Below are 25,954 nucleotides of genomic sequence, written 5' to 3'. Positions count from 1 at the left end.
TTCGGAATGGAGAAAATTATGACAGAAAATCAGCAGGAAAAAATCAGCCATATGGAATATATGGAGGGCATGGAGCAGATTGATTCAGATATTCTGGAAAAGGTAATGGAAGCCAGAGCCGGTTATCAGCCGGAACGGTATACCGGCCAGGAGGTAAAACATGCGCTGGCTGCAGAGCGCAGAACCCCGGAAGATTTTGCAGCTTTTTTGTCTCCGGCAGCAGAGGAATTTCTGGAGGAGATGGCAGAGAAGGCAGCAGAAGAGACCGAAAAGCATTTTGGCAGCTCCGTTTATCTGTTTACGCCCCTTTACATTTCCAATTACTGTGAAAATCATTGTGTGTACTGTGGATTTAACTGCCGGAACCAGATCCACAGAATGCGGCTGAATCAGGAAGAAATCGAAAAGGAAATGGCAGCTATTGCCGGAACGGGACTGGAAGAAATTCTGATTCTGACGGGGGAGAGCCGGGCCAAATCCGATGTACATTATATTGGAGAAGCATGTAAAATTGCAGGAAAATACTTTAAAATGGTGGGGCTTGAGGTATATCCCATGAATTCAGAAGATTACCGGTATCTGCAGGAATGCGGGGCGGATTATGTGACGGTTTTTCAGGAGACTTACGATTCAGATAAATATGAGACACTGCACCCGGCCGGTCATAAGCGGGTGTTCCCTTACCGCTTTCATGCCCAGGAACGGGCATTGCTGGGAGGAATGCGCGGCGTGGCTTTCGGTGCACTGCTGGGCCTTTCGGATTTCCGGAAAGACGCCTTTGCCACAGGTCTCCATGCTTATTATATTCAGCGAAAATATCCTTATGCGGAGATTTCTTTTTCCTGCCCCCGGCTTCGGCCTGTTACTTCTCTGTCGGGAACAGAGGAACACAGGTTTGCAGCTCCATGGAATACCGGAACGGAGGTCAGTGAGAGACAGCTTTTGCAGATTATGTGTGCTTATCGTTTGTTTCTGCCCTTTGCCGGAATGACCATTTCCACCAGAGAACGGGCGGAATTTCGGAATCACGTGGCGGGGAAAACAGCCACTAAGATTTCAGCAGGAGTCAGTACCGGAATTGGCAGCCATTCCGATGAAGTGACAGAGCAGGGAGACAGCCAGTTTGAAATTGCGGATAACCGGAATGTGCCGGAAGTAGTTACTGCCATGAAGGACATGGGCCTGCAGCCCGTGATGAATGATTATGTGTACGTTTAAGCTGGTTGGAGTTTCGAATTATGAATTGTACCGGAAGTTTCATGGGACGAAAAGCCTGGAAGAATATGCGGAATATCTGGCATCTTTCGCGGCTCCGGGAAACAGAACAGCAACAGGAGTAAGGGTTGAACGAAACGGTTGTTCCGGGCCGGATGTCTGGATTATCCGGGAAAAACATCTGGACGAAGATACTTATGTGAGATTTTTTACAGGCCTTTGGAAAAAATTCGGAGATAATCAGGACAGGGCGGTTCTGATTCCCCATACGTACCCTGCGGCAGCCAGAAAAACCGGATGTTCCCGTATTCATCTTCCCCTGCCTCTGCTGCGGAAATATTACGGTACGGAGAATCTTGCAGAAATACGGGAAATCGGCGTGTCCGTTCATTCGGCAGAAGAAGCCAGGGAGGCGGAAAATCTTGGAGCCGTTTATCTTACTCTGGGGCATGTCTTTGCTACGGACTGTAAAGCCGGCCTTTTGCCCAGGGGGATTTCATTTTTGAACCAGGTCTGTGACAGCGTCCGGATTCCGGTGTATGCCATCGGAGGGATTCATATGGAGAACCTGCACCAGATACGGGAAAGCCAGGGGGCAGGGGCCTGCATGATGTCAGAATATATGAGAGCCAGGGGGCAGGGGTCTGCATGATGCCGGAATATATGAAGGAACAGGATAGTTCCATATTCCGGCACCATGCGGGAAGCCCATTTGCTACTCTATCATTTCCAGCAGCTTGCCGGTGATATCCGCCATATGGGAAGATACCTGTTTGGTATCATGGGAAATCTGCACGTTTCCTTCCACAACACCGGAAATCCGTTCAATTTCCTGTACCGCATGGGCAACGCTGTCCACGTTCTGCCTTACCATGTTGGTAATCTGTTCGATATCGCGGTTTGTCTTCTGAATATCTTCTACCACCATATCAAAAGAGGCTACCGTCTGGTCCGTAATTTCTTTTCCGTCTTCCACCGCATTAATGGAATTGGTAATCAGTTCATTTGTTTCCCTGGCTGCCTGTGCGCTTCTGGCGGCAAGTTCTCCCACCTGTGTTGCAACCACAGCGAAGCCCTTACCCAGTTCTCCTGCCCTGGCAGCTTCAATGGAGGCGTTCAGGGAAAGCATATTGGTCTGGTGCGCAATGGAATTGATTTCGTCGATGATTTTCTCAATTGCCATGGACATTTCGCTGGTTTTCTGCATGGAATCTTTTAACCGGGCAATCTGGGACTGGGTCTGCAGGATTTTTTCAGCCGTTTCCTCTGTGGCGGTCATAATGCTGGCAGAAGCATTGACGCTGTCGCTTAATTCCAGGGAAAGCTGTTCCATAATCTGTTTTAAATCTTCCACAGCTTTTTCCTGTTCTCCTGTTCCATGATAGATGTTGTCTGCATGTTCCAGTGTTTCTCCGGATACCTGATTCAAATCCAGACAGGCATTTTTTACATTTTGGATGAGATTCTGGTTACTTGCCACATCTTCTTTCTGCTGATCCAGCAATCGTTCATTTTCCTGCAGATTCCGGCAAATACCCGCCACCATTTTATTGATACTGTCCGAGAGCTGAACGAATTCGGTATTTCCCTGTTCGTCTACCACAATTTCAAAATTTCCTTCTGCGATTTCTTTCAGGGAACTGCTGATACGGTCAATGCCCTGAACAATTTTGCTGTCTACGGTCTGATTGATTACCAGCAGCAATATGCCGAAAATAAGCAGCATACTGAGAGAGACTACCAGGGTCTGGCTTGTGCGCGCCCGGTAATATTCTCCGGCGGGCATAAAAGTTCCGATGTACCAGTCTTCGTATTCCTCTGCTACATAGTAGCCCTTTGTTCCGTCAATGACAGCCTTACCCTTTCCGGTAAAAGCGGAAGGGAATCCGGCGTCTGCGGCAGGGGCTCCGATGAGCTCCGCATTCTGATGTGCGGCTATGGTTCCGGTTTCTCTGTCAATGGCACAGACATAACCGGTCTCTCCGAAGTCCATGTTTTTCAAAACTTCGCTTATCTCTGTTCCCGCCAGTACATTTTCCAGAACTTCCGGGCGTACGCCCACCTGTACCAGGCCTTTGTCATCTTTTCTGGCCACGCCGATATACTGTCTGACGGTTCCCTCTGCCACATTGACCTGAGGTTCCTGAGCAATTTCAATGGAGGGATCATCCACAATTACCATAAAGGCATTGGACTGTTCGCCGCTTTTCATATCAAATCCGATATAGCTGTCTATGGTACTGCTGGTAATGATTCCCTCCTCATCAATAATATGTAATTCATTTACCATCAGTCTGTCTTTAATCTCGTTCAGCTTTTCGGCATTTCCGTAAATGGAAGGGTCCATCACAAGCATATCTGCAAAAGCTCTTGTTTTCGCCAGATTATTTTCGCCAAGGTTCTGAGTAAGATTTTCAATATTCGCTTCGTTGCTGCTGATTTTCTCCTTTACCATCCGGAGTTTTTCCTGGCTGGAAGAAGTATTGGTTTTCTGCGTAATAACAGTCTGCAATATGAAAATGGCGCTGATTGTGATAAGGAGCGCTGCCAGCATGTAAATAAACAGGCGTCTGGTGAACATTTTTTTCATATAATGATACCTCCTGCGTATATTTCTGACAATATTTTACAACATATAACCGGTATGAGCAAGGAGAATTATAGCTATGTCTTACAGAATTGTAAGATAACTGTAAGATAAACACAATGCAGAATTAAGAGAAACCGGGTAAGATAGAAACAGAAATTCATATTAAAGAAATATTAAGAATTTTTATGAAGAAAATCCAGGAATGTTTTCGTTAAATAGTATAGGAACAGGAGAGAAACAGGAGAGGAAACATTATGAAAGATATTACTTTTACCGTACCATGCTACAATTCAGAGGAATATATGGAGCGCTGTATAGACAGTCTGCTGAGTGCGGACGAACGGGCCGAGATTATCATTGTGGATGATGGTTCCACAGACGGGACAGGCGAGATTGCAGACAATTACGCCAGAAATTATCCGGAAATTGTGAAAGTGGTACACCAGGAAAACGGCGGCCACGGGGCGGGAGTCAACGCAGGGCTTGCCCTTGCCACCGGGACTTATTTTAAAGTGGTGGATTCTGACGACTGGCTGGATGAGGAGGAACTGCAGAAGCTTCTCAGAAAAACAGACCAGTGGAAGAAAAGCGGTACCACTGTGGATTTGATTATATGCAATTATATTTATGACCATTTTTATGAAGGAAAAACCAGACGGATGGGTTATAAAAACGTATTAAAAGAGAATACAATATGCGGATGGAACGATATCCGTAAATTCCGTCCTTCCCAGTATCTGGTGATGCACTCCCTGTTTTTCCGAACAGAAGTGCTGAGAAAATCCGGGGTGAAGCTGCCGAAACACACCTTTTATGTGGATAATATATTTGCGAACCAGCCTCTGCCTTATGTGCAGTCTCTGTGTTATCTGAATCTGGATATGTACCATTATTTCCTGGGAAGGGAAGACCAGTCGGTTAATGAAAAAGTGCTGATGAAGCGGATTGACCAGCAGATTCGGGTGACGAAGCTGGTTTCCGGCTGTACGGATCTGGAGAAAGTGAGGGAAGAGTATCCCGGACTTGCGGATTATCTTACCCGGAATATTTCCATTATGATGGCCATTTCTTCCATACACCTTCTGCTCATTGGAACGCCGGAGGCCTGGGAAAAGCGGGAAATGCTCTGGAATTATGTAAAGAATCATAATATAAAATTATACCGTGCCTTAAGGCACAGAACCATCAGCGGGTTTACTTATATTCCGGGAAAAACAGGGGCAAGGCTTACGCTGGCAGGATACAAAGCTGCACAGAAATTTTACCAGTTTAACTGAGTGAAAGAAACAGGCAGGCTGAAACGAAGGGGTAAGAGCGGGAGATACAGGAAGATGACAGAGGAAAATTACAGGAAGAAAAGAGGCTGAAAGTTATGGAAAAATTATATCTGGCACTGGTAGATACACCGGGGTTATTCGCATTTATCATCCGAAAGGTGATCGGAATTGATTACATACATGTGGTGCTTTCCATGGACGAGGAATTAAACGAGGCTTACAGTGTGGGAAGGCGGAACCCGGCGGTTCCTCTGCTGGCAGGATTTGAAAAAGAGGACGCCGGAAAAATAGAGCGGGTATTTCCCACAGCAAAATACAGGGTTGTCAGCATGGAGTGCACCAGAGAGCAGAAAGAGAATATTTCCAGGCAGCTAAAGGAATGCTATGAAAAAAGATTTCAATATCATTATTGTATCATCGGCCTTCCCATGTTATTATGTAATATACCCTTTTATCAGAGAAACCACTATACCTGTTCCTCTTTTGTGGCAAGTATTCTGGAGGAAAACGGAATCGGGCTTTTTGAAAAGCACTTTTCCCTGGTGACCCCAAGGGATTTTTATGAGCTGGAACAGACGGATGTGGTTTTTGAAGGAACCCTGCATGAACTGAATCGATCCTGCCTCCGGTATTCCGGAACAAGGACGGGTATTTTCCGTCAGGCGATGCAGAAATTATCTTATGTGATGAATGGAGCAGTGTAATATTATGAATCGTAAAAATTTAATCAGTGCGGGAGTGCTGTTACTGCTGGCGGCCCTGACCGTCAGCGCTATTTTCAAAGGAAATGATATGACCGCTGTATTCCGGGCCATGAAAACCCTGGATCCGCTGTATCTGTGTGCCGCTGCCGCAACAGCCATATTTTTCGTGTCGGCGGAAGGATTTATGATTTGCTATCTTCTCAGGTCCCTGAATTACCGGACCAGCGCGGCCACCTGTGTGAAATATTCTTTTGTGGGATTTTTCTTTTCCGGGATTACTCCCTCTGCTACCGGCGGACAGCCCATGCAGCTCTATTATATGCAGAAAGAGGGCCATAAGGTTTCAGACAGCACTGTGGTGCTGATGACCGTAGCGGTGATTTATAAATTTGTGCTGGTGGTGATGGGCGTGGGAATTCTGCTTTTTTACCATGAACCTCTGGCACATTATCTGAAACAGTATCTTTATCTGTATTATCTGGGTCTGTTTCTGAACACAGCATTGGTGGTTTTCCTTCTGTTTATTATGATAAGTCCCGGATGTTTTAAAGGGATTGTGGTTGGAGGAGAAAAAATCCTGAAAAAATTCCATGTGCTGAAATCTTCCAGGGAACGGACGGAAAAACTTATTGAGATGGCAGACCAGTACCATGAGGCGGTGCTGTTTTTCCTGAAAAATAAAAGCAAAATTGCGGCGGTTGTGGCATTTACCGTAGTACAGCGGTGCAGCGTATTTCTGCTCACCTGGCTGATTTACCGTGGGATGGGACTGGAAGGAACCGGTGCATTTACCGTGATGAGCCTGCAGGCGGCCATTTATATTGCGGTGGATATGCTGCCCCTGCCGGGAGCCCAGGGAATTACGGAAATGATGTATAAAACTGCATTTTCCATGATATTCCCAGGGGCGTATCTTACAGCTTCCATGTGTGTCACAAGAGGGCTGAATTTCTATCTGGTGCTGATGATCAGTGCGCTGGTGGCCATGTGGTGCCAGTTCCTGTCCGGAAAACGGGCCAGGGCGGCGGTGCCGAAAATGGCGCAGGATATATGATTAAATTTTGAATGGGATGCGCAGGGGCTTCTGCACTTCGTTTCAGTTGCTCCCTGCGTTCACCTGAACAGCAGTCTGCCGCTTATCTTTAGAAACAATGGTTCTTACGAAATCAGTATAAATCACATCTCATATATTTACAATTCATATTACTTCCCAATAATCAGATTTAATCAATAAAAAGATGATTGATATAAAACCTTTTCCGAAGAAAATACGTTATATTAATGTAACGATGCAGAACCTGTACGGAAGGAGCGCTCCGGAAGTGAACGACAGAGAAATGATTCGGGAAATCCGCAGAGGGAAAAAAGAATACCTGAATAATATTGCAGAGAAATATTATGACGATATTTTTCGTTTCTGCTGTTATCAGATTGGGAATTATCAGGAGGCCGGGGATCTGACGCAGGAGACATTTCTGCACTTTATCCGTTCTGTGGAGCATTACCGCCATCAGAACCTGAAAGGATATCTGCTTACCATTGCCAGAAATGTGTGCGTGGATTATTTCAGGAGCTGCCGGCGCAGACAGGAACAGGAGGCGGACTGGCAGGAAGCGGCAGACTGTCCGGGGACAGAAGAAAATACCATGAGTATCCGTACGTATCAGGAAGAATTTCTGATTACGGTGGAACAGCTTACCAGACAGCTTCCTGATATGCAGCGGGAGGCGATGATTCTCTATTACGGATACGGATTTAAATACCGGGAGATTGCCCGAATGACAGAGGCGGGGATTGGGACGGTAAAATCCAGAATCCGTCAGGGGACAGAGAAACTGAAAAAAAGTCTGGACAGGGAAACATGCGGGTAATTGCGAAATTCGGTATGGTACGGAAAGGAGCAGAAAGTGAAAAGCACAGAGAAATTTGTATTGGAACATATTCAGCCAGACCGGCGGCAGAAAGAGAGAATTCTTCGGCAGATAGCCCAGGCAGTGGAGGAAAAACAGGAGCTGTACTGTCCCTCCGGATGGGAAATCTTCTGCGGACAGGTAAAATATATTTCCAGGTTCTGTCTGGGAGGCCAGTTATTGTGTCTGTTTCTGATTATGGTATTGTTTGCATATTTTCAGTGGAAGGGGGAAAATATGCTGGCTTATCTGGGGGCGGCTTCCGCGGCAGCTTCCTGTATGAGCGTTTTTCTGATACTGGAATTAAACCGCAGCAGCACCATTGGTATGCTGGAACTGGAGCAGAGCTGTTATCTGAATGTGAAACAGGTATGGTGCATGAAAATGATATTATTCGGCTGTCTGGATATTCTGTTTTTCAGCATTATGATTCCGGGAATTGCGGGAACTGCCTCCTGCGGTATGTTCCAGGTGATGGTGTATCTGCTGGTGCCTTTTGTGATTTCCAGTTTTATGCAGCTTCTGGTATTTACCATGCTGCGGGGCGGAAAAAGAGAGTATCTGCAGGCTGGCATGGCAGTGGGGTGCGGTATGGCTTCGCTGCTTCCCCTGTCTGCTCCTGAATGGTATACCATGGCATACTTTGGCATATGGCTGCTGCTGCTGGCCGCATTCGGATTAAGTCTTGCCTGGGAAATCAGGCAGCTTTATCACAAACTGGAGGAAGGAGAGCTGATATGCTGGAACTGAAACTGGACAAAGTGAGCAGGATGTATAAGTCTTCGTCATGTGAGGCCGCCGGTTCTGCAGGTTCCATGGCTGCCTGCGGACGAAAGGCAGGTGGACATGGGAAACAGAAGATTGCGGTGGATCATCTGGAATATACTTTTCAAAAAGGGATTTACGGACTGCTGGGTGCCAACGGGGCCGGAAAGACCACGCTGCTTCGGATGATGGCAGGAGTTTTAAAACCCACTTCCGGGGAAATTCTCTGCAATCAGAGGGAGATTGGCAGGATGGGCGGAGAGTACCGTATGAAACTGGGATATCTCCCTCAGGATTTCGGTTATTATCCTAATTTTACAGTGCGGCGTTATCTGGAATATCTGGCAGAGTTAAAAGCGGTGCCGCTCAGGCTGGCAGGAGACAGAATCGAAAATCTTCTGGAGATTGCAGGTCTGAAAAGCCTGGAAAAAGAAAAAATAAAATCCCTTTCCGGAGGCATGATACGCCGGCTGGGGATTGCCCAGTCGTTGCTGAACAATCCGGAAATCCTGATTCTGGATGAGCCTACCTCCGGACTGGACCCCAGAGAACGTATCCGGTTCCGTAACCTGATCAGCGCTCTGGGCCGGGACAGAATGGTTATTTTATCCTCCCATATCGTAGCGGATATCGAGTATATTGCAGACGAAATCCTGCTGATGAAAACAGGAAAAATTACGGAATCGGGAAATCTGAAGGAAATTCTTCAGTCAGTGGAAGGCAAAGTGTGGAGGTGCGTGGAATCACCGGAACAGGCGGAAATTCTGAACCGGAATTTTACAGTCAGCAATCTGAAAAATTCGGAAGACGGAACAGTAATCCTTCGGATTGTGTCAGATACCCGGCCCGCTGAGGAGGCGGTGCAGATTCCGCCCAATCTGGAGGATGTATATCTGTATGGAACAGGCGGGACTGCGGCAACTGCCGGAACCGGTCAGATTGGATAAAGAAGGAACCCATATGAGGCTTTTTAACATGGAGTTTTACAAAATAGTGTCAAGGCCGGTGATGAATCTGGGATTTCTGGTGATGGCAGGCATGTCTATTCTGATTCTCTGTCAGGAAGCGGCGGGAACCAGGACGGAGATTGACGGAAACGTATATTATGGTCTGGAAGCAGTGGCGAAAGAGCGCAGTCTTGTCAGAGAATATGAGGGTATCTTTACAATGGAAAAAGCAGAAGATATAGTGGAGCGGTTTGGATTTTCCGGTTATGTGGGAGGAGAAAACGGAGAATTTGTCAGAGTAAGAGAAGGGAATTTCTGCAGCCAGTTTGTGACAGATAAAATGACAGATTTTCTGCAGACGGAAAAGCGGCCGAATCAGTTTTCCGGAGGAGATGTGTGGGAAAATTACGGGAAACAGTATCTGGAAGGGGATTTCCGGTTCGGCTATACCAAAGGCTGGGAAAAGCTGCAGGAGGTCTGCCATCTGGCGGCGGCGGTTCTGAATGTGTGGCTGCTTTTTATGGTGGCTCCGGTATTTTCAGAAGAATACAGCAGGAATACCACAGAGATTTTACTGACTACAAAACAGGGAAAATCCGGCGACGTCCGCAGAAAAATTGAGGCTGCCATGGCCCTGGGTATTCTGTCTTATCTGCTGCTTCTGGTTCTGATGTTCGCATTGACAGCAGGTATTTACGGAATGGAAGGACTGTATGCAGGCGTCAGCGGTACATACACCATGTACGGAGAACACGGAATCGGAAGCATGGGATTTTTTCTGTTCCTCCAGGTTCTGACCGGGCTGGCTTCCGTTCTTTTGCAGATTTCCATCACGCTGTATCTTTCTTCAAAATGCAGGCGTCCGGTAACTTCGGTAATGGCAGGTTTGTTTCTGTACCTGCTGCCTTTTGGAATGAATGAGGTTATGTTTCAGTTGCTGGCAGCCCTGGGTACCGCAGAATATTTCCGGGGCTGGATTCTGATGGATGTAATCCGGATTTGCTGTTTTTCCATGCCCGTGTACCTGTCAAATCCGGGAATTCTGTTTATTGTCTGTATAATGGGGTTAAAACCCTCGCCTTTAGGCGAAACCTTTAGGTAAACCCCATAGCTTCAAGTTTAGAAAAGGTGAAAACAGAGATACTAAACTTGAGGTGAAAGAAATGGAAAATTACAGAAAGTCAGCACATTGCACATACGATATCAAGTACCATTTAGTCTGGATAACAAAATATCGAAAACCAGTGATAACAGGAAAAATAGCGATAAGAACAAGAGAACTCATCAGAATCATCTGCCAGAGCAATGAAGTAGAAATACTGGCAGGACATGTTGGAAATGACCATATCCATCTGTTGGTATCCGTTCCGCCGCATTTGTCAGCGAGTAAGTTGGTACAGTATATAAAAGGGAATACGTCGCGAAAATTGCAGATGGAATATAAAGAATTAAATAAGCAATTCTGGGGTCAACACTTGTGGGCAAGAGGCTATTTTGTAGCAAGCAGTGGAAATGTAACAGATGAAATCATCAAGGAGTATATCAAGAATCAAGATCTGCAAGAGAGGAGCAATTCTGATAACTTTGAGATAGGATAAAAGTAATGGGATACCGATAACTTGCAGCATGCACAACTTTAGGCTGCTTTAGCAGCATGTTGAACCTACCGGCTTTAGCCGGTAGTGGTTCAGTCCCTCTAACTGGCTGAGATATATTCCGGTGATTGCAGCCGCGGTATTGATTCTGTGTATCTGGCGGGGGTATCAGAATTACAGGAATTACGAAAAAAACAGATAATCAGAGCAGGGATTTTCTGTAAAAAATCAGAGAGACATATGTACAGATATGAAACCTGTCATATGTCTCTGAATATTTCATGGATTTCTATGGAAGAAGTTCTTCCGGCCGGATAATCAGTTCACCGAAGAGACAGGATGGAATCTCATCCTGGAAGGTGTACTGGTCCGTTTTTACGTCATGCTCCAAATCGTAAACATTGACTATCCGGGTCATGGGGTTTACAATCCAGTATTCCCGGACGCCGGAAGTACGGTATTTAAAAAGTTTAATGCCGTAATCCATATGTTTCGTTCCAGGAGAGGCAATCTCAATAATCCAGTCCGGAGCACCGCTGCAGCCTTTGTCATTCAGTTTGTCTGTGTCGCAGATTACGGAGATGTCCGGTTCCACATAATTCCGTTCGTCCTGGTTCAGAAACACAGCAAAAGGGGCAGGATAAATCCGGCAGGAGCCTTTTGTTGAATCAATAAAATCACGGATTTTATAATGAAATCCGGAAACAAGCTCCTGGTGAATGCGGGCGGGCGGGGCCATATTGTAAATCTGTCCGTCAATCAGTTCTGCCCTCTGGCCCTCCGGCAGGTCATAAATATGCTGAATGGTGTAAATTTCAGGTTTTGGTACTGGCATTGACATAAGAATACTCCTTTCTGCATAACTGTTTTCCAGGTAATTGCGAAACTCAATAATTGTACAAATTTCATGTATAATTTGAAATATTTCATAGAAAGTGTAGAAATTGTACATGAAAAGGAATTATATGATTACTTCTGTTTTTCAGTGGAAAATTCATTCAGAATCTTCCGTTTCATATCAAATAATTCATCTGACAAATCCACGTACACTTCATGAGGATTTGCAAAACGTTTCGTCTCGTTCCAGAGAGTTTCTTTTTCCTTATTACAGTAACTTTGAATCTCCATCACTTTGGGGGATTCGTAAATACAGGTTCCCTTTTCAAAAACAGGCACCAGCAGTTCCCGCATGGTGTAAGTACCTGCTTTTAAGGTGGTTCTTTTCCAGGTTTCCAGGGAATCAAACAGCCGCAGGTCTTTTGTGGTGTCGAAAGTCTCTCCTGCAAGGCAGATGAGATCTGCTTTGATTTTGCCGGAATCTTTTTCATAAATCCGGTATACGGTTTTGTTGCCCGGATTAGTGACTTTTTCGGTATTTTCGGAGAGCTTGATTTTCGGCAGAAAATTCCCCTGTTCATCCTGAATGGCAGCCAGCTTGTATACGCCGCCGAAAGCAGGGCAGTCTTTGGAGGTAATCAGGTTGGTACCCACGCCCCAGGAAGTGATTCTGGCTCCCTGGGCCTTCAGTGTTTCAATGAGATATTCGTCCAGATCGTTGGAGGCGGAAATCACAGCGTCGGGAAATCCTGCTTCGTCCAGCATGTTACGGACAATTTTGGACAGATAGGCCAAATCTCCGCTGTCCATACGGATACCATAGAAGGTGAGGGGAATGCCTGCTTCCCGCAGTTCTGTAAATACCCGGATGGCGTTTGGAACGCCGGAAGTCAGGGTGTCGTAGGTGTCCACCAGAAGGATACAGGCAGAAGGATAAAGTTCCGCATATTTTTTAAATGCCGTGTATTCGTCCGGAAAGCTCATAATCCAGCTATGGGCATGGGTGCCTTTGACCGGAACGTCGAACATCTGGCCGCAGAGTACATTGGAGGTTCCGCAGCATCCGCCTATGACAGCAGCTCTTGCCCCGTAAACACCGGCGTCCGGTCCCTGAGCCCGGCGCAGGCCGAATTCCATAACACCGTCTCCATTGGCGGCATAGCAGACCCGCGCAGCTTTTGTGGCAATCAGGCTCTGATGGTTCAGAATATTTAAAATAGCTGTCTCAATGAGCTGGGCTTCCATAATAGGTGCGATTACTTTGAGCAAAGGTTCCCTCGGAAAAATAACAGTGCCTTCGGGGATGGCGTAAATGTCACCGGAAAACCGAAATCCGGACAGATATTCCAGAAAATCTTCATCAAAAATTCCCAGTCCCCGCAGATAATTAATATCCTCCGCTGAAAAATGCAGGTTCCTGATATATTCTATAATCTGCTCCAGTCCGGCGCAGATGGCATACCCTCCGTTGCAGGGGTTTGTCCGGTAAAAAGCATCGAATACAACGGTTTCATTGCTGCCGGATTTAAAATAGCCCTGCATCATGGTCAGTTCATAGAGATCTGTTAATAATGTTAAATGTTTCATAATATGCTCCTTTTCCGCTGACGTTGAACATAGCAAATGGATTTTAGCATTTTCCTCTGCTCTTTACGCATAATGTAAGATAGTTGCTGAGCGGAACACAGAGTTTCGCCTTCAGGGCTCCTCCCGCCAGAGGCGGGTCCCTCCTCAAGGCATATTATAACACATTTTAAAGGATGGGAACAAAAGAATGTGATTTATTTATGTTTTGTCGTATGGAATGCCAGCGTCTATGTCGATATTTTTCCTATATTACTTCATGGATTTGTCTCATTCATTCCGGATAAAAATTTTAAACTCTCAATACCGGAGTTATCAGCCCTTTCAAGGATAGACGACAGATACCCATTTGCTTCTTCTTCCGTAAATGCGCCTAAACTCCTCATATTCAGCACGCCGAGTGCAAGGGACATCAGTTTCGGATTCTTCTTTGCCCACAGTTCCAGGAGGGCTTTGTCCGCAGTCACAGGGCTGACGGTAACAGTGAAGCGCCCACCGTCTACGGTATTTACGAAAATTGTGTCTGTTTCATCGTTCAGTGATATGTCTGCAAACATCCCATCATACTTATTCATAATGTCAAACAGAAAGTCTTTCAGTCTGTCCTTATTCGTTATGGCGCCATCTTCCTTTTTCAGCAGAAGCTCCCTCAATTTGCCCGCATTCTCCGCCACCCGTGCCTTATACTCCCTGCGCTGTTCTTCCGTAATTATCTCAATGTCAGCCATTATTATTAAAGCGATTTCAATATACACGGACAATGGATTTACATGGTACCACTCCAACAGTTCGATTTCGTCATGATTTAGCCCCTCATACAACAGTTTCCGGGTTTTGCTTTTTTCCATATTACTATTTCCCTTCGTTGTAATATATAGAATATTATAAAACATATTATATATATAATATTTTATCACAGCATAGTATATATTACAATAAAAGGAATTAAAAATGTTTAAATTGAAAAAAAGAATACATAGAATATGAAAACGAATCGTTGCGTTTGCTTAAAGATTTAATAAATAAAGTTCAGGTATTAGCAGATGAAAACCAAATGTCATTTAGTAAAGTTGTTATCAAATGTATTGAATATGCTTAAAAAAATATGGAAAAAATAGTCATTAATCTATATTTATGAATTAATATATTTTACCCATAAGATTATTATAAATAATGAAAATATTATTATAAAATATAGTATTTTTATAACATATCATCACACTGTACTTTATATTACAATAAAAAATAAGAGGTGATAAAAATGTTTATACTAAAAAGAGAATACACAGAATATGAGAACAAATCATTGCGTTTGCCTAAAGATTTAATAGATAAAGTTCAAACACTGGCTGATGAAAATCAAATGTCATTTAATAAAGTTGTTATCCAATGTATTGAATATGCGATAGCGAATACTGAGAAAAAAGAGGATAATTAAAGAGGTTTTAAAGTTAATGAATTAGTAATCAGGGGATATTCCAATAAAATGCATTTGGAACCTCCTTTTTCCATTCTGGAGATTCCAGGCATATGAATACCATCCGGTAAACCCCTGATTGCTTCGCAACTGTTATCCGGTAAAGGGGTTGACTGGATTCTCTGACACAGGTTTTGCTATCTTTTTCATAAATTTATACTGAGTGATGCCAGATAAGGATAAAATATTCGAAATAAAAGCATATTGAAAAACATTTCTGCATATGCTATAATGCCATTAGGCAAAAGATATAAAAAGTCCAACGTTGACGAAGAAGCGAATCCCCCAACCGTGCGGTAACACAGTTGAGGGATTCTTCTTTACTTTTATAGTGGCAAAGCACCCACCAGGCTAGTCGTTGCCTTTGTCGTCACCGTCTAACCATTTGATGATGTAGTGGCAAGTTACACCGCCCAGAACGGCAACTAAAAAAGATATAAAAAATTCCAACGCTGACACCTCCTCCCTGTTGCGGGTATCGGTGGGCAACAAAAAAATTATAACATATTATTCGACACGCTTCTATCATTAATTCTCAGAAAAGTTATAAACCTAAAATGAAATTTTAAATTCCACCGCCCGCTTATGTGGTGGAATTTACTCCTGCACTGGAATTTACTTTTTCAATTCAGCTTTATTTATGTTTTGGCGCATGAAATGCCAGCGACCATGCCGATATTTTTCCTATATTAATTCATGGATTTGTCTTATTCATTCCGGATAAAAATTTTAAACTCTCAATACCGGAGTTATCAGCCCTTTCAAGGATAGACGACAGATACCCATTTGCTTCTTCTTCCGTAAATGCGCCTAAACTCCTCATATTCAGCACGCCGAGTGCAAGGGACATCAGTTTCGGATTCTTCTTTGCCCACAGTTTCAGGAGGGCTTTGTCCGCAGTCACAGGGCTGACGGTAACAGTGAAGCGCCCACCGTCTACGGTATTTACGAAAATTGTGTCTGTTTCATCGTCCAGTGATATGTCTGCAAACATCCCATCATACTTATTCATAATGTCAAACAGAAAGTCTTTCAGTCTGTCCTTATTCGTTATGGCGCCATCTTCCTTTTTCAGCAGAAGCTCCCTCAATTTGCCCGCATTCTCCGCCACCCGTGCCTTATACTCCCTGCGCTGTTCTTCCGTAATTATCTCAATGTCAGCCATTATTATTAAAGCGATTTCAATATACACGGACAATGGATTTGCATGGTACCACTCCAACAGTTCGATTTCGTCATGATTTAGCCCCTCATACAACAGTTTCCGGGTTTTGCTTTTTTCCATATCAGATATTCCTTTCTTCATACTTTGTAAATAGGCATTTGCGAAACACCAGAACCCACATAAATACGGGATTCTCTTTGTTACAAAATAAAACAACTCCTCACTGGTCTGTGGTATAATTGAAATCTCCAGTAACAATTATCCATATCCACCAGTAAAGGAGTCGTATCTATATGATAACACATAAACAGCTCTCTTTGGCAGATATTTTTACCGATTGCCAAAATAAATTTGATAATGATAAATATCAGTTCCTTGCACTTCTCGAAAATACCATCAACTTAGATGAAATTGTCCCAGTGTCCTTTATTTCTCATTTCCATGCTGCCACTGGCAGGCCCCGTAAGCATCTGCTTTATCCAATGCTCAGGGCTCTGTTATTACAGCTTATCTTCTCAATCCCAACAACATCCCTGCTGATCATATTCCTGAAATACTCCCAGGAACTGCGAGACTTCTGTGGGTTTGATGTTGTCCCGGATGCCTCTAAATTCACCCGGTTCAAACAGGATTTTTTATCGGACTTACAATCCATGTTCGATCATCTTGTTGACTTGACCGAACCGATCTGCCATTGTATTGATACACAGAAAGCTTCCATGCTTCTCTTTGACACCTCCGGCATTGAGGCATGGGTTACAGAAAACAATCCCAAATATGCCAACCGTATCATCAAACAGCTGAAAGCCTTCAAAAAAGCAAAAGGGATGGACGATTCCTTTGACCCTTATAAAGCCGCCTACGGCTCCATGCCTTCCCATGCTGCCGCCAATCCAGCCATTCAGCAGATGTACATTAACGGGCATTTCTGTTATGCTTACACCACTTTACAACTTTATAAATAATATCCCTGATGCTGAATCAGTTGTTTTAAAACCTTAATGATAGCTTTTGATTTTATGTGTGTTTCGGCTTTTTTCACGAAAATGGAATAAAATACCTGCTGGCGAATTTGTTCGCTCAGTACGAAACGAAATTCCTGGACGCTTTCTGTCTGGTATTTGGAAAACGTCTTGTCCTGATACGGCAAAAGTTTCATTGCACAATACGCTATGTTGATTAGATTGACAAGCATTTCTATTCCTTTGCGGCTCCGCACCATGTAGCTGCATAATGACCAGAAGGTTTTCTGTTCGTAATAACTAACTTCGATGTTCCACCGAAAAGCATAAAGCATCAGAGGTATAAACTGCATACGGCTGCTTCCTGTCTGATTCAGTGGGGATTTTTCCTGCCAGGCACAGAATATTTGCAGCTGTTCTGGAAAAACTGTGCTGAAATATAAACGCCTGCCACCATTTTCCTTGTCCGCTGATGTAACATATGCCAAGACTGTCCTTTTGCCAAAAATGTTTGTAAGGACACGGCGCACAGCCATGTAATAGCCTCCAATTTTTTCATCAGACAGAGTAAAATCATCCTGGATGGAGAGCCTGTCGCCATGCGTTGCAGGACGTCCTCTTTTTCCCGTCCGCTGTGGCGGCAAATCATAAATGATGTTGTATCATTTTAGTTGACATCTTATACTCAAGGATTTGATGTATAATCAAAGAGAAATAAGGAGGCAACTACAATGGCAAAAAAACAAAGGAAATACGACATGGATTTCAAAATCCAGGCCGTGAAACTGGCAAAAGAAATCGGCGGTGCAAAAGCGGCTGCTGAATTAGGAATTCCCGAAAATACCATGTACGCATGGACAAAAGCAGCCAGGGAAGGACGGCTGGATGCCGGCCCTGGTTCCCATACGCCCCAGACAGCCATGAGTCTCGCAGAGGAACTGACAGTTCTACGCAGACAGGTCAGGGATCAGGAAAAAGAAATCCGCCGTCTGAAAGAGGAAAATGAATTTCTTGAGGAAGCAAGCGCTTTTTTCGCCGCCAGCCGTCGGAAGTCTGTAAAAGGCAGAGAATGATGTTCATTGCTATAAAAACCGAGGACGGCGTTATCAAGGGGAAGATTTCTTTTTACTGCCGGATGTTAAAAGTAACACGGCAGGGGTTTTATAAATATCTGGCAAACAAAGACCGCCCGTGGAAATATCAGGCTTTAGCTGATGCCATGCGGACAATCGTATCAGAGGATGAATGCAACGATGCCTGCGGAAGAATCCGTATGTATCAGGCGCTTCTTCTGAAACAGCCGGAAGGAGTCCGCATTCCCGGCGAAAGAACCGTTTACCGCATCATGAAGGAAACCGGACTCAGCCACCGCCCGAAACGCAAACCGAACGGAATTACCAAAGCTGACCGTGAAGCACGCAAATCGGATGACCTGCTGAAACGGGATTTCAAATCTGCAGAGCCACTGAAAAAATGCGTCACGGACATAACCGAAATCAAGGCAAAAGACGGAAAACTTTATGTATCTGCCATATTTGACTGCTATGATGCTGCAGTCCTCGGGCTGGCGATGGATACAAATATGAAAGCGGTATTATGTAAACGAACCCTTGACAATGATGTGGTATAAAAAAAGTTGACAGCCCATTCTCAAGGATTTGAGATATAATCAAGAGGATAAGGAGTGAACAAAAATGGCAGAAAACAGGCAATACGACCATGAATACAAAGTACAGGCAGTGAAACTGGCAAAGGAAATCGGACAAGCAAAGGCCGCTAAAGAACTGGGGGTTCCAAAGAATACCATGTATGGCTGGGTACGGGCCAACCGCCCTGGCAGCCTCGACCTTGGGGCAGGTTCACAAACTCCGCAAAGCGCCATGACCCTTAACCAGGAACTTCTTCAGCTCCGCCAGCTGGTTAAGGAACAGGAAAAAGAAATCCGCCGTTTGAAGAAGGAAAATGACTTTCTGGAGGAAGCCAGCGCTTTTTTCGCCGCGAGCCGTCTGAGGTCAGCAAAAACGAAAGAATGAAGTTCATTGCTCTTAAAACCAAAGACGGCAAATTAAAAGGGGATATCTTCTTTTACTGTAGAACCCTTCATGTCAGCAGGCAGGGATTCTACCAGTACCTTGCAAATAAAGACCGCCCATGGAAGTATCAGCCCCTGGCAGACGCCATGATGGAAATCCTTGAGGAAGATGATTGTAATGACACCTACGGCCGGATCCGTATGTATCAGGCATTAATGTTAAAACAGCCTGAAAATGTGGATATTCCCAGCGAACGTACTGTTTACCGTGTCATGGAGGATATCGGCATCAGCCACCATCCCAGGCGCAAACCAAACGGAATCACGAAAGCGGATCGGCAAGCCCGGAAATCAGAAGATCTGTTAAAACGTGATTTTAAGTCAGAGAAGCCGCTGGTCAAGTGTGTAACAGACATAACAGAGATCAAAGCCAGCGATGGAAAGCTGTATGTTTCGGCTGTTTTTGACTGCTTCGATTCCAGCGTGGTTGGACTGGCGATGGATACTAATATGAAAGCTCCATTATGTGCGCGGACACTGGAAAACGCGGCGAAGACATATCCGGACATCCATGGGGCAATTATCCACAGTGACAGGGGAAGCCAGTACACGAGCCAGCTTTACCGGGATGTAATCCGGAAGTATGGCATACGGCAGAGCATGAACAGTGCAGGCGGCAGATGCCATGATAACGCCCGCTGCGAGAGCATGTGGGCCAGAATGAAATCTGAACTACTCTATGACCGTTACGATACAGAGAAGATGAGCACGGATGAACTGAAAACCCTGATCTGGAGATATTTCATCAGCTATTGGAATAACCGGAGGATCTGTTCCTCTAATGGAGGCCTTCCTCCCATGATAAAACGGCAGCGATACTATGATTCCCTGAAAGAAGCAGCATAGGATACAAAATCCTTGAGGAAAATGTGTCAACTAATCTTGACAAAATCATCCCAGGCGTAAACCAAACGGAATCACGAAAGCAGACCGGGAAGCCCGGAAATCAGAAGATCTGTTAAAACGTGATTTCAAGTCAGAGGAACCGCTGTCCAAGTGCGTAACAGACATAACAGAGATCAAAGCCAGCGATGGAAAGCTGTATGTTTCCGCTGTTTTCGACTGCTTCGATTCCAGCGTGGTTGGCCTGGCAATGGATACAAACATGAAAGCTCCGTTATGTGTGCGGACATTGAAAAACGCGGCGGAAGCGTATCCAGGCATCCGCGGAGCAATTATCCACAGTGACAGGGGAAGCCAGTACACCAGCCGGCTTTATCGGGACGCAATCAATCAATATGGCATCCGACAAAGCATGAACAGCGCGGGTGGAAGATGCCATGATAATGCCCGCTGTGAAAGCATGTGGGCCAGAATGAAATCAGAACTGTTATATGACCGCTATGATACTGAGATGTAGGACGGATTTTGCGGACATTCAAAATAAAAAGAATGTGGAGGTAACAGACAATGGCAAAGACGATTTTTGAGGAACTGGGCGGCAGATACGAGCGGCAAGGAGATTACTTAATACTGTGCTTAAATGTACCCGCCGAAGAAGAACAGCCGATAGGCACATGGGGACAGTGGCATCTGGATTATCTGAAGCAGTACCGCAGGGTTACATACACCAATCTTCTCACAAGCGGCAAACTCAACGCTTACCTTGCCGACATTGACAGGCAGGCGCAGGAACGCTTTGAACAGCTCATAGAGGGCATGAAACAGGCACAGGGCATAACGGAACGCCTAAAGGAAGAAAATGCCTTAGAATGGGTACAACGCCTTAATAACGTAAGGGCTTGTGCGAGGGAGATTGTTGAGAAAGAAATAATTTACGCATAATAAATTGGCGGCGGAGTAAGGCTCTGTCGCTTTTCTTGTCGGAAGATAAAAATTCATGTTTTATGAATTGATACAGTTCGTTTAAACGGCTATGGTAGATACAGTACAATTTGAGGAGGACAGAAATGTTTGAGTATGTGACGGCACAGGAAGCAGCGGAGCTTTGGGGAATATCGGCAAGGCGGGTACAAAGGCTCTGTAAGGAAAATCGGATTGAGGGCGTATTGAACATCAATCGGGTATGGCTCATGCCAATAAACATTAAAGCAAAATTAGCTTTTCTTGTTTACCCTATACTGATATGGCGGGCGTTAATCAGGATTTTAAAAAGGCTCCTTATCTTTATGAAATCTTCAAAAATGTGCAGTACCCTTTATGTATCAAAATCAAGAAAGGAAATGAAACATTATGGATTTCATATTGAAAACAACAAATCTTTGCAAGAGCTTTGGAAAACATTCCGCTGTAACAGATGTGTCAATTCATGTACGGGAAAATAGCGTATACGGATTATTAGGTCCGAATGGAGCAGGAAAATCTACAATCTTAAAGATGGTAACAGGTATGCTTCATCCTACCAAGGGTACGATTGAATTTGCCAATCACTCATGGAGCAGACAGGATTTAATGCATATCGGAGCTTTGATAGAAAATCCCCCGTTATATGAAAACTTGACGGCGTATGAAAATTTAAAAGTAAGGACTATTTTGTTGGGGTTGCCAGAGCAGCGTATCAATGAAGTGTTGGAGCTTGTGGATTTACAAAACACAGGAAAGAAAAAGGCAGGACAATTTTCAATGGGAATGAAACAGCGGTTAGGCATTGCGGTTGCATTGCTAAACAATCCGTCTTTACTAATTCTCGATGAGCCGACAAATGGATTAGACCCGATTGGAATCGGAGAGCTACGAAACTTAATCCGTCTATTTCCACAAAGAGGAATAACGGTTATATTGTCAAGCCACATTCTTTCAGAAGTGCAGCTTATTGCAGATGACATAGGTATCATTGCAAACGGCAGGCTTGGATATGAAGGTAAAATGCAGCATAGCGAAAACCTTGAGGAATTGTTTCTTAAGGTCGTTGAAGAAAGCAGGGAGGTAATGTGATGAAAGAATATGTATCTTCCGAATGGATAAAGCACAAACGGACTTTTGCAATAAAACTCGTTATTCTCGCCCCTGTTATTACCCTGCTTATGAATGTGTTTGCGCCAATGTGGTATCAGCAAAACGCATTTAACTGGTGGTATGTTTTGCTTTTCCCTGGATTTCTCACTTTGCTTTGCACGATGTGTGAACAACGGGATGGCGGAAAGCTGAAATACAGAAGTCTTATCCCGCTGCCTATAAAACTTAAAAATGCGTGGATTGCAAAAGCAATCGTCATATTGATTTTGGATATTATAGCGAATTTCATTTTTTTAGGGTTGAATATGCTTGGCGGTATAGCGGTTTACTTTATTTATGAAATCCCAATTAGTATATCGCTATTTCAAGCTGCGGCAGGTATTTTTTGTATTATCGTAGCTTCTATGTGGGAAATTCCAATATGTTTGTGGCTGTCGAAAAAGATTGGTGCATTTGCGACGGTTGTAATAAACGCAGGAATAGGCTCAGCCTTGGGCGTAATATTTGCAAACACAAAATACTGGATTTTTTGTCCGTATAGTTGGATGCCACGCTTAATGGTTCCAACAATCGGTATTTTGCCAAATGGAGTGCCTGTTTCTGAAGAAGCAGGAAATTTGCCAGTATCATTGGTTATGGTTATTTTAGCATTGCTGCTTTCTGTAATACTATTTTCAGCTTTAATAAGGCTTGGTGCAAAAGGATTTTCACGGCAGGAGGTAAGATAATGGGAACAGTATTAAGATGTGTCAGAGCAGATTATCTAAAAGCAAAGCGTTCTATGTTGAATGTTATTTATATAATCGTGCCTCTTATACTTGCTTTGGCATTTGCAGGCTATTTTCATATTTCGAGTTGGAACAGAACACTTAAAATAAGTGCTTTCTTTGAAATGCTGGGCATAATATATCCTTTTCTAGTTGGAATTATTGTGGGAATTATTGCCCAGCGGGAAAGTCAGGCAGGTCATTATCAATTTATACTTAGTACTGTTTCTTCAAGAACGCACATTTATATAGGGGAACTATGTTTTCTGCTGATAAATTCTTTGCTATTTTATACACTTGCAGTCGGCAGTTTTGCCCTTATGTTTCCGTTTACTTCTATAAGCGGATATGTGCAGGTTATAGGGCTTCTGCTTTTATCTTCTACACCTATATACCAAATACATTTTTTGTGTGCTTTTATATTTGGTAAAAGTGCTTCTATGGGGCTTGGAATTGCGGGCAGCTTACTATCTGCGATTATGCTCACAGGTTTAGGAGATGTATGCTGGCAGTATATTCCGTGGGCATGGAGCGTTCGGTTTATGGATTTCTGGCTTCTTGCGACTACGAACAAGGATGCTTATTTGCAGAGTTGCAGTACCTTCTATGTTGGAATTATAATAAATATCGTAGCCATACTTGTGCTATTCGCTGTTAGCATTATGTGGATTAGACTATGGGATGGAGGGAAAGAAAATGATTAAAAAATTCCGATTGCTATGCGTATGTCTGATAACTTTAACCATCTTTTTTATGGGTTGCAATAACAGAATATCAGACACGGCGGATAAGAATAATATGTTGAATGACACTCTGCCCAAATACGAACTGAATGTTGCTGATTATAACGAGATAAGTTTTGACAATAAGACATATATCATTACTGAAAAGACAATCTCATATTCAGAGTTAGAGGAAGAAATCGGGCAGGTTTCTCAAAACATTACAACGGTTGAGGGAAATAAATTGCGATATGGATATGTTTATAATATTGATGAAACAACAGATATTGCGGTAAACATCAATGAGAAGTACTATATTGCGGAATTAGCAGATTGATAAAGGAGGTGCTTTGAGTTGGCACGATTGTTAGTAATTGATGATGAGAAAGCCATTCTTGACTTAGTTAAGAATAGCTTGGAAAAGGATGGACATATCGTTACTGTATGCGAAAGCGCGGCAGATGTTACAATAAATACTTTAAAAAATTATGATTTGATTTTGTTAGATATTATGATGCCAGATGTTGACGGATTTATGTTTTGCAAAAAAATCCGAGGAATTGTAGACTGCCCTATTCTATTTCTCACAGCAAAAGTAATGGAAACAGACATTATCTACGGATTAGGAATAGGTGCTGATGATTATATTACTAAGCCTTTCCGAATAGGTGAATTACGAGCCCGTGTTACTGCCCACCTGCGTCGGGAAAGACGGGAGCACCATAATACATTAGGATTTGAACAGGAAATCAAGTTTGATTTATCTTCAAAGGAACTTTTTATGAAAGGCAAGAAAGTTGACCTAACCAAAAGCGAGTATGAAATTTGTGAGTATTTAGCCAGAAATAGAGGGCAGGTATTTACAAGAGAGCAGATTTATGAAGCTGTTTTTGGATTTGATGGTAACAGCGACAATTCAACGATTGCAACACATATAAAGAATATTCGCAGTAAGTTGGCAGGATATGGTGTTACTCCGATTAACACAGTCTGGGGGGTAGGATATAGATGGGAAGGATAAAACGGACTTCATTGCAAATGATTTTCTGGAAATTCTTAATTATTCTCATATTAGGATTGCTCTTATCGGCGGCAGTTCCTTTTTTGCTCCTTGCATTTGCTTCAAGTGCAGGGTATGTGACTTATGCTAATAATGCGGAACATTCCGTACAGGAAATATCGCCGATAATTGCGGCTGCACCAGATATTACAAAGGTTGCAATCCCTTCCTATTGTGAATATCTGATACTTGATGAAGATTATAATGTTCTCTATACAAACATGGATACAACGGAGCAGGAAAAGGCGTTGGAATTTGCAAAAACTGGAGAAAACAGTGACCCTACAAGCAGGACACAATACCAATTCATACCGAGGGAAACAGAATATTGCGTACTGAAATATTATGTGGGTTCGCAATATAAAAATGACTGGATGCAGAAACATTTGCCTGCTCCCGAAATATTATTATTGCTGTTGATAGGGGTAAATTGCATAGCGGTTTGCGTTTGTCTGACAATACGATATTCCCGAAAACTGAAAATTCAGTTATCTCCGTTGATTATGGCAACAGAACAAATACAGAAGCAAAATCTTGACTTTGAGGTAGAAAGCTCTGAAATCAGTGAATACAATGCGGTATTGAACTCTATTTCAGAAATGAAGGACAGCTTAAAATTATCTTTAGAACAACAATGGAAAGCAGAGCAATCACAAAGGGAACAAATAGCCGCACTTGCTCATGATGTAAAAACACCTTTAACTGTTATCCAGGGGAATATAGATTTAATGAATGAAACGGAACTTGACGATGAGCAACGATTATATGCAGGGTATATTACGGAAAGTTCGGAACAGATACAAGTATATATAAAGACTTTGATTGATATATCCCGTACAGTCACAGGCTATCAGCTTCAAGTAGAGAAAATTGATATAGCGGATTATATGGAACAAATTGAAGCACAGGCAAGTGCGTTATGTGTTACAAAGGAAATTCGCTTAAGCATGGAAACAGATATGGGATGTTTTGAAGCGGATAAATTGTTGTTGGAACGGGCAATTATGAATGTTGTCAATAATGCCTTAGAATACTCCCCGCAAAGAGGAACAATATATGTGGAAACGCAGAGGAAAGAAAACTTTCTGCAAGTTATTATAACAGATGAGGGAACTGGTTTTACAAATGAGGATTTGCACCATGCAAGGGAGCAGTTTTTTATGGGCGACAACAGCCGAAGCTCTAATATGCACTTTGGCATGGGGCTTTATATCACAAACAGCATTGTAAAGCAGCACAACGGGGAACTTACTCTTAAAAATTCCGATAAAACAGGCGGTGCAGAGGTTATAATAAAAATTCCATATCAGGATTTTTTCGGGCAGTTATCCGTCTGCTCATGCAACGCAGATTTGACTTATACATAGCA

At 43.5% G+C, this 25,954-nt stretch carries 26 protein-coding genes and 5 pseudogenes; 25 read left to right on the top strand and 6 right to left on the bottom strand.

Going from position 1 to position 25,954, the window contains the following annotated elements:
* The first annotated feature begins 6 nt into the window (after positions 1–6).
* Both thiH and VSQ32_12640 read left to right on the top strand, forming a co-directional pair.
* Positions 7–1,218 carry a 2-iminoacetate synthase ThiH gene (thiH, locus tag VSQ32_12645; GenBank protein MEH2943687.1) on the top strand — a complete coding sequence of 404 codons (1,212 nt, stop codon included), beginning with the start codon at positions 7–9 and terminating at the stop codon, positions 1,216–1,218.
* Entirely contained in the window at positions 1,205–1,867 is a 663-nt protein-coding gene (locus tag VSQ32_12640; GenBank protein ID MEH2943686.1) for a thiamine phosphate synthase, read from the top strand. The genes thiH and VSQ32_12640 overlap by 14 nt, the downstream gene beginning before the upstream one ends.
* A 63-nt stretch (positions 1,868–1,930) precedes the next feature.
* Here the strand turns inward: VSQ32_12640 and VSQ32_12635 are convergent, their stop codons facing one another.
* A complete protein-coding gene (locus VSQ32_12635) occupies positions 1,931–3,805 on the bottom strand; it encodes a methyl-accepting chemotaxis protein (protein ID MEH2943685.1) in 1,875 nt (624 codons plus the stop codon).
* Positions 3,806–4,059: 254 nt separating this feature from the next.
* On the opposite strand from VSQ32_12635, the gene VSQ32_12630 reads away from it, so the two are divergent.
* From VSQ32_12630 to tnpA, 8 genes are all read left to right on the top strand, one after another.
* Complete coding sequence (locus VSQ32_12630; GenBank protein MEH2943684.1) at positions 4,060–5,082, top strand: glycosyltransferase family 2 protein; 1,023 nt, start codon at positions 4,060–4,062, stop codon at positions 5,080–5,082.
* Positions 5,083–5,177: 95 nt separating this feature from the next.
* Positions 5,178–5,786: a hypothetical protein gene (locus VSQ32_12625; GenBank protein ID MEH2943683.1), complete on the top strand. Its 609-nt coding sequence runs from the start codon at positions 5,178–5,180 to the stop codon at positions 5,784–5,786.
* 4 nt (positions 5,787–5,790) lie between these two features.
* The gene (locus VSQ32_12620; GenBank protein ID MEH2943682.1) at positions 5,791–6,840 is read left to right on the top strand and encodes a lysylphosphatidylglycerol synthase transmembrane domain-containing protein; all 1,050 of its coding nucleotides are present in this window, start codon (positions 5,791–5,793) and stop codon (positions 6,838–6,840) included.
* Positions 6,841–7,108: 268 nt separating this feature from the next.
* Positions 7,109–7,657, top strand: a complete 549-nt coding sequence (locus VSQ32_12615) for an RNA polymerase sigma factor (GenBank protein MEH2943681.1) — start codon at positions 7,109–7,111, stop codon at positions 7,655–7,657.
* Between the two features lie 36 nt (positions 7,658–7,693).
* On the top strand, positions 7,694–8,446 hold the full coding sequence (locus VSQ32_12610) for a hypothetical protein (protein MEH2943680.1): 753 nt from the start codon (positions 7,694–7,696) through the stop codon (positions 8,444–8,446).
* On the top strand, positions 8,434–9,408 hold the full coding sequence (locus VSQ32_12605) for an ATP-binding cassette domain-containing protein (GenBank protein MEH2943679.1): 975 nt from the start codon (positions 8,434–8,436) through the stop codon (positions 9,406–9,408). The genes VSQ32_12610 and VSQ32_12605 overlap by 13 nt, the downstream gene beginning before the upstream one ends.
* The gene (locus VSQ32_12600) at positions 9,359–10,510 is read left to right on the top strand and encodes a hypothetical protein (GenBank protein MEH2943678.1); all 1,152 of its coding nucleotides are present in this window, start codon (positions 9,359–9,361) and stop codon (positions 10,508–10,510) included. Before VSQ32_12605 ends, VSQ32_12600 begins: the two co-directional genes overlap by 50 nt.
* Before the next feature lie 61 nt (positions 10,511–10,571).
* Positions 10,572–11,006, top strand: coding sequence for an IS200/IS605 family transposase (gene tnpA / locus VSQ32_12595; GenBank protein ID MEH2943677.1), 435 nt, complete (start codon positions 10,572–10,574; stop codon positions 11,004–11,006).
* Positions 11,007–11,292: 286 nt separating this feature from the next.
* On the opposite strand, the gene VSQ32_12590 is transcribed toward tnpA, so the two are convergent.
* The 3 genes from VSQ32_12590 to VSQ32_12580 form a co-directional block, all read right to left on the bottom strand.
* Positions 11,293–11,838, bottom strand: coding sequence for a Uma2 family endonuclease (locus VSQ32_12590; protein ID MEH2943676.1), 546 nt, complete (start codon positions 11,836–11,838; stop codon positions 11,293–11,295).
* Between the two features lie 134 nt (positions 11,839–11,972).
* Positions 11,973–13,427: a nicotinate phosphoribosyltransferase gene (locus VSQ32_12585; protein ID MEH2943675.1), complete on the bottom strand. Its 1,455-nt coding sequence runs from the start codon at positions 13,425–13,427 to the stop codon at positions 11,973–11,975.
* A gap of 254 nt (positions 13,428–13,681) precedes the next feature.
* Entirely contained in the window at positions 13,682–14,272 is a 591-nt protein-coding gene (locus VSQ32_12580) for a hypothetical protein (protein ID MEH2943674.1), read from the bottom strand.
* A gap of 413 nt (positions 14,273–14,685) precedes the next feature.
* On the opposite strand from VSQ32_12580, the gene VSQ32_12575 reads away from it, so the two are divergent.
* Complete coding sequence (locus VSQ32_12575; GenBank protein ID MEH2943673.1) at positions 14,686–14,862, top strand: hypothetical protein; 177 nt, start codon at positions 14,686–14,688, stop codon at positions 14,860–14,862.
* 733 nt (positions 14,863–15,595) lie between these two features.
* Here the strand turns inward: VSQ32_12575 and VSQ32_12570 are convergent.
* The gene (locus VSQ32_12570; protein MEH2943672.1) at positions 15,596–16,186 is read right to left on the bottom strand and encodes a hypothetical protein; all 591 of its coding nucleotides are present in this window, start codon (positions 16,184–16,186) and stop codon (positions 15,596–15,598) included.
* Positions 16,187–16,359: 173 nt separating this feature from the next.
* Between VSQ32_12570 and VSQ32_12565 the strand changes: the two are divergent.
* Positions 16,360–17,007: pseudogene (locus tag VSQ32_12565) on the top strand (transposase).
* Between the two features lie 14 nt (positions 17,008–17,021).
* On the opposite strand, the pseudogene VSQ32_12560 reads toward VSQ32_12565, so the two are convergent.
* A pseudogene (locus VSQ32_12560) lies at positions 17,022–17,687 on the bottom strand (hypothetical protein).
* 72 nt (positions 17,688–17,759) lie between these two features.
* Between VSQ32_12560 and VSQ32_12555 the strand changes: the two are divergent.
* The 13 genes and pseudogenes from VSQ32_12555 to VSQ32_12495 all read left to right on the top strand — a co-directional run bounded on the left by VSQ32_12555 (position 17,760) and on the right by VSQ32_12495 (position 25,952).
* Complete coding sequence (locus tag VSQ32_12555; protein MEH2943671.1) at positions 17,760–18,101, top strand: transposase; 342 nt, start codon at positions 17,760–17,762, stop codon at positions 18,099–18,101.
* Positions 18,098–18,646, top strand: a pseudogene (locus VSQ32_12550) (IS3 family transposase). The gene VSQ32_12555 and the pseudogene VSQ32_12550 overlap by 4 nt, the downstream one beginning before the upstream one ends.
* A gap of 76 nt (positions 18,647–18,722) precedes the next feature.
* Positions 18,723–19,061 carry a transposase gene (locus tag VSQ32_12545; protein ID MEH2943670.1) on the top strand — a complete coding sequence of 113 codons (339 nt, stop codon included), beginning with the start codon at positions 18,723–18,725 and terminating at the stop codon, positions 19,059–19,061.
* On the top strand, positions 19,058–19,966 hold the full coding sequence (locus VSQ32_12540; GenBank protein MEH2943669.1) for an IS3 family transposase: 909 nt from the start codon (positions 19,058–19,060) through the stop codon (positions 19,964–19,966). The genes VSQ32_12545 and VSQ32_12540 overlap by 4 nt, the downstream gene beginning before the upstream one ends.
* A 49-nt stretch (positions 19,967–20,015) precedes the next feature.
* Positions 20,016–20,474 (top strand): annotated as a pseudogene (locus VSQ32_12535) (DDE-type integrase/transposase/recombinase).
* 56 nt (positions 20,475–20,530) lie between these two features.
* Positions 20,531–20,905 carry a TnpV protein gene (locus VSQ32_12530; protein ID MEH2943668.1) on the top strand — a complete coding sequence of 125 codons (375 nt, stop codon included), beginning with the start codon at positions 20,531–20,533 and terminating at the stop codon, positions 20,903–20,905.
* A gap of 125 nt (positions 20,906–21,030) precedes the next feature.
* Positions 21,031–21,162: pseudogene (locus tag VSQ32_12525) on the top strand (helix-turn-helix domain-containing protein).
* Between the two features lie 148 nt (positions 21,163–21,310).
* On the top strand, positions 21,311–22,015 hold the full coding sequence (locus tag VSQ32_12520; GenBank protein ID MEH2943667.1) for a lantibiotic protection ABC transporter ATP-binding protein: 705 nt from the start codon (positions 21,311–21,313) through the stop codon (positions 22,013–22,015).
* Positions 22,015–22,764 (top strand): lantibiotic immunity ABC transporter MutE/EpiE family permease subunit, encoded by a 750-nt coding sequence (locus VSQ32_12515; protein ID MEH2943666.1) that lies wholly within the window; start codon positions 22,015–22,017, stop codon positions 22,762–22,764. The genes VSQ32_12520 and VSQ32_12515 overlap by 1 nt, the downstream gene beginning before the upstream one ends.
* Positions 22,764–23,507 carry a lantibiotic immunity ABC transporter MutG family permease subunit gene (locus VSQ32_12510; GenBank protein ID MEH2943665.1) on the top strand — a complete coding sequence of 248 codons (744 nt, stop codon included), beginning with the start codon at positions 22,764–22,766 and terminating at the stop codon, positions 23,505–23,507. Before VSQ32_12515 ends, VSQ32_12510 begins: the two co-directional genes overlap by 1 nt.
* On the top strand, positions 23,500–23,862 hold the full coding sequence (locus tag VSQ32_12505) for a NisI/SpaI family lantibiotic immunity lipoprotein (GenBank protein ID MEH2943664.1): 363 nt from the start codon (positions 23,500–23,502) through the stop codon (positions 23,860–23,862). Before VSQ32_12510 ends, VSQ32_12505 begins: the two co-directional genes overlap by 8 nt.
* Before the next feature lie 18 nt (positions 23,863–23,880).
* Positions 23,881–24,546: a response regulator transcription factor gene (locus VSQ32_12500; protein ID MEH2943663.1), complete on the top strand. Its 666-nt coding sequence runs from the start codon at positions 23,881–23,883 to the stop codon at positions 24,544–24,546.
* Positions 24,534–25,952, top strand: a complete 1,419-nt coding sequence (locus tag VSQ32_12495; GenBank protein ID MEH2943662.1) for a HAMP domain-containing sensor histidine kinase — start codon at positions 24,534–24,536, stop codon at positions 25,950–25,952. Before VSQ32_12500 ends, VSQ32_12495 begins: the two co-directional genes overlap by 13 nt.
* Positions 25,953–25,954 lie beyond the last annotated feature (2 nt).

This window comes from Lachnospiraceae bacterium JLR.KK002, from assembly GCA_036941025.1.
GTDB lineage: Bacteria > Bacillota > Clostridia > Lachnospirales > Lachnospiraceae > Petralouisia.
The sequence above is the reverse complement of the archived record's forward strand: the minus strand, read 5'-3'. Positions and strand labels throughout refer to the sequence as shown.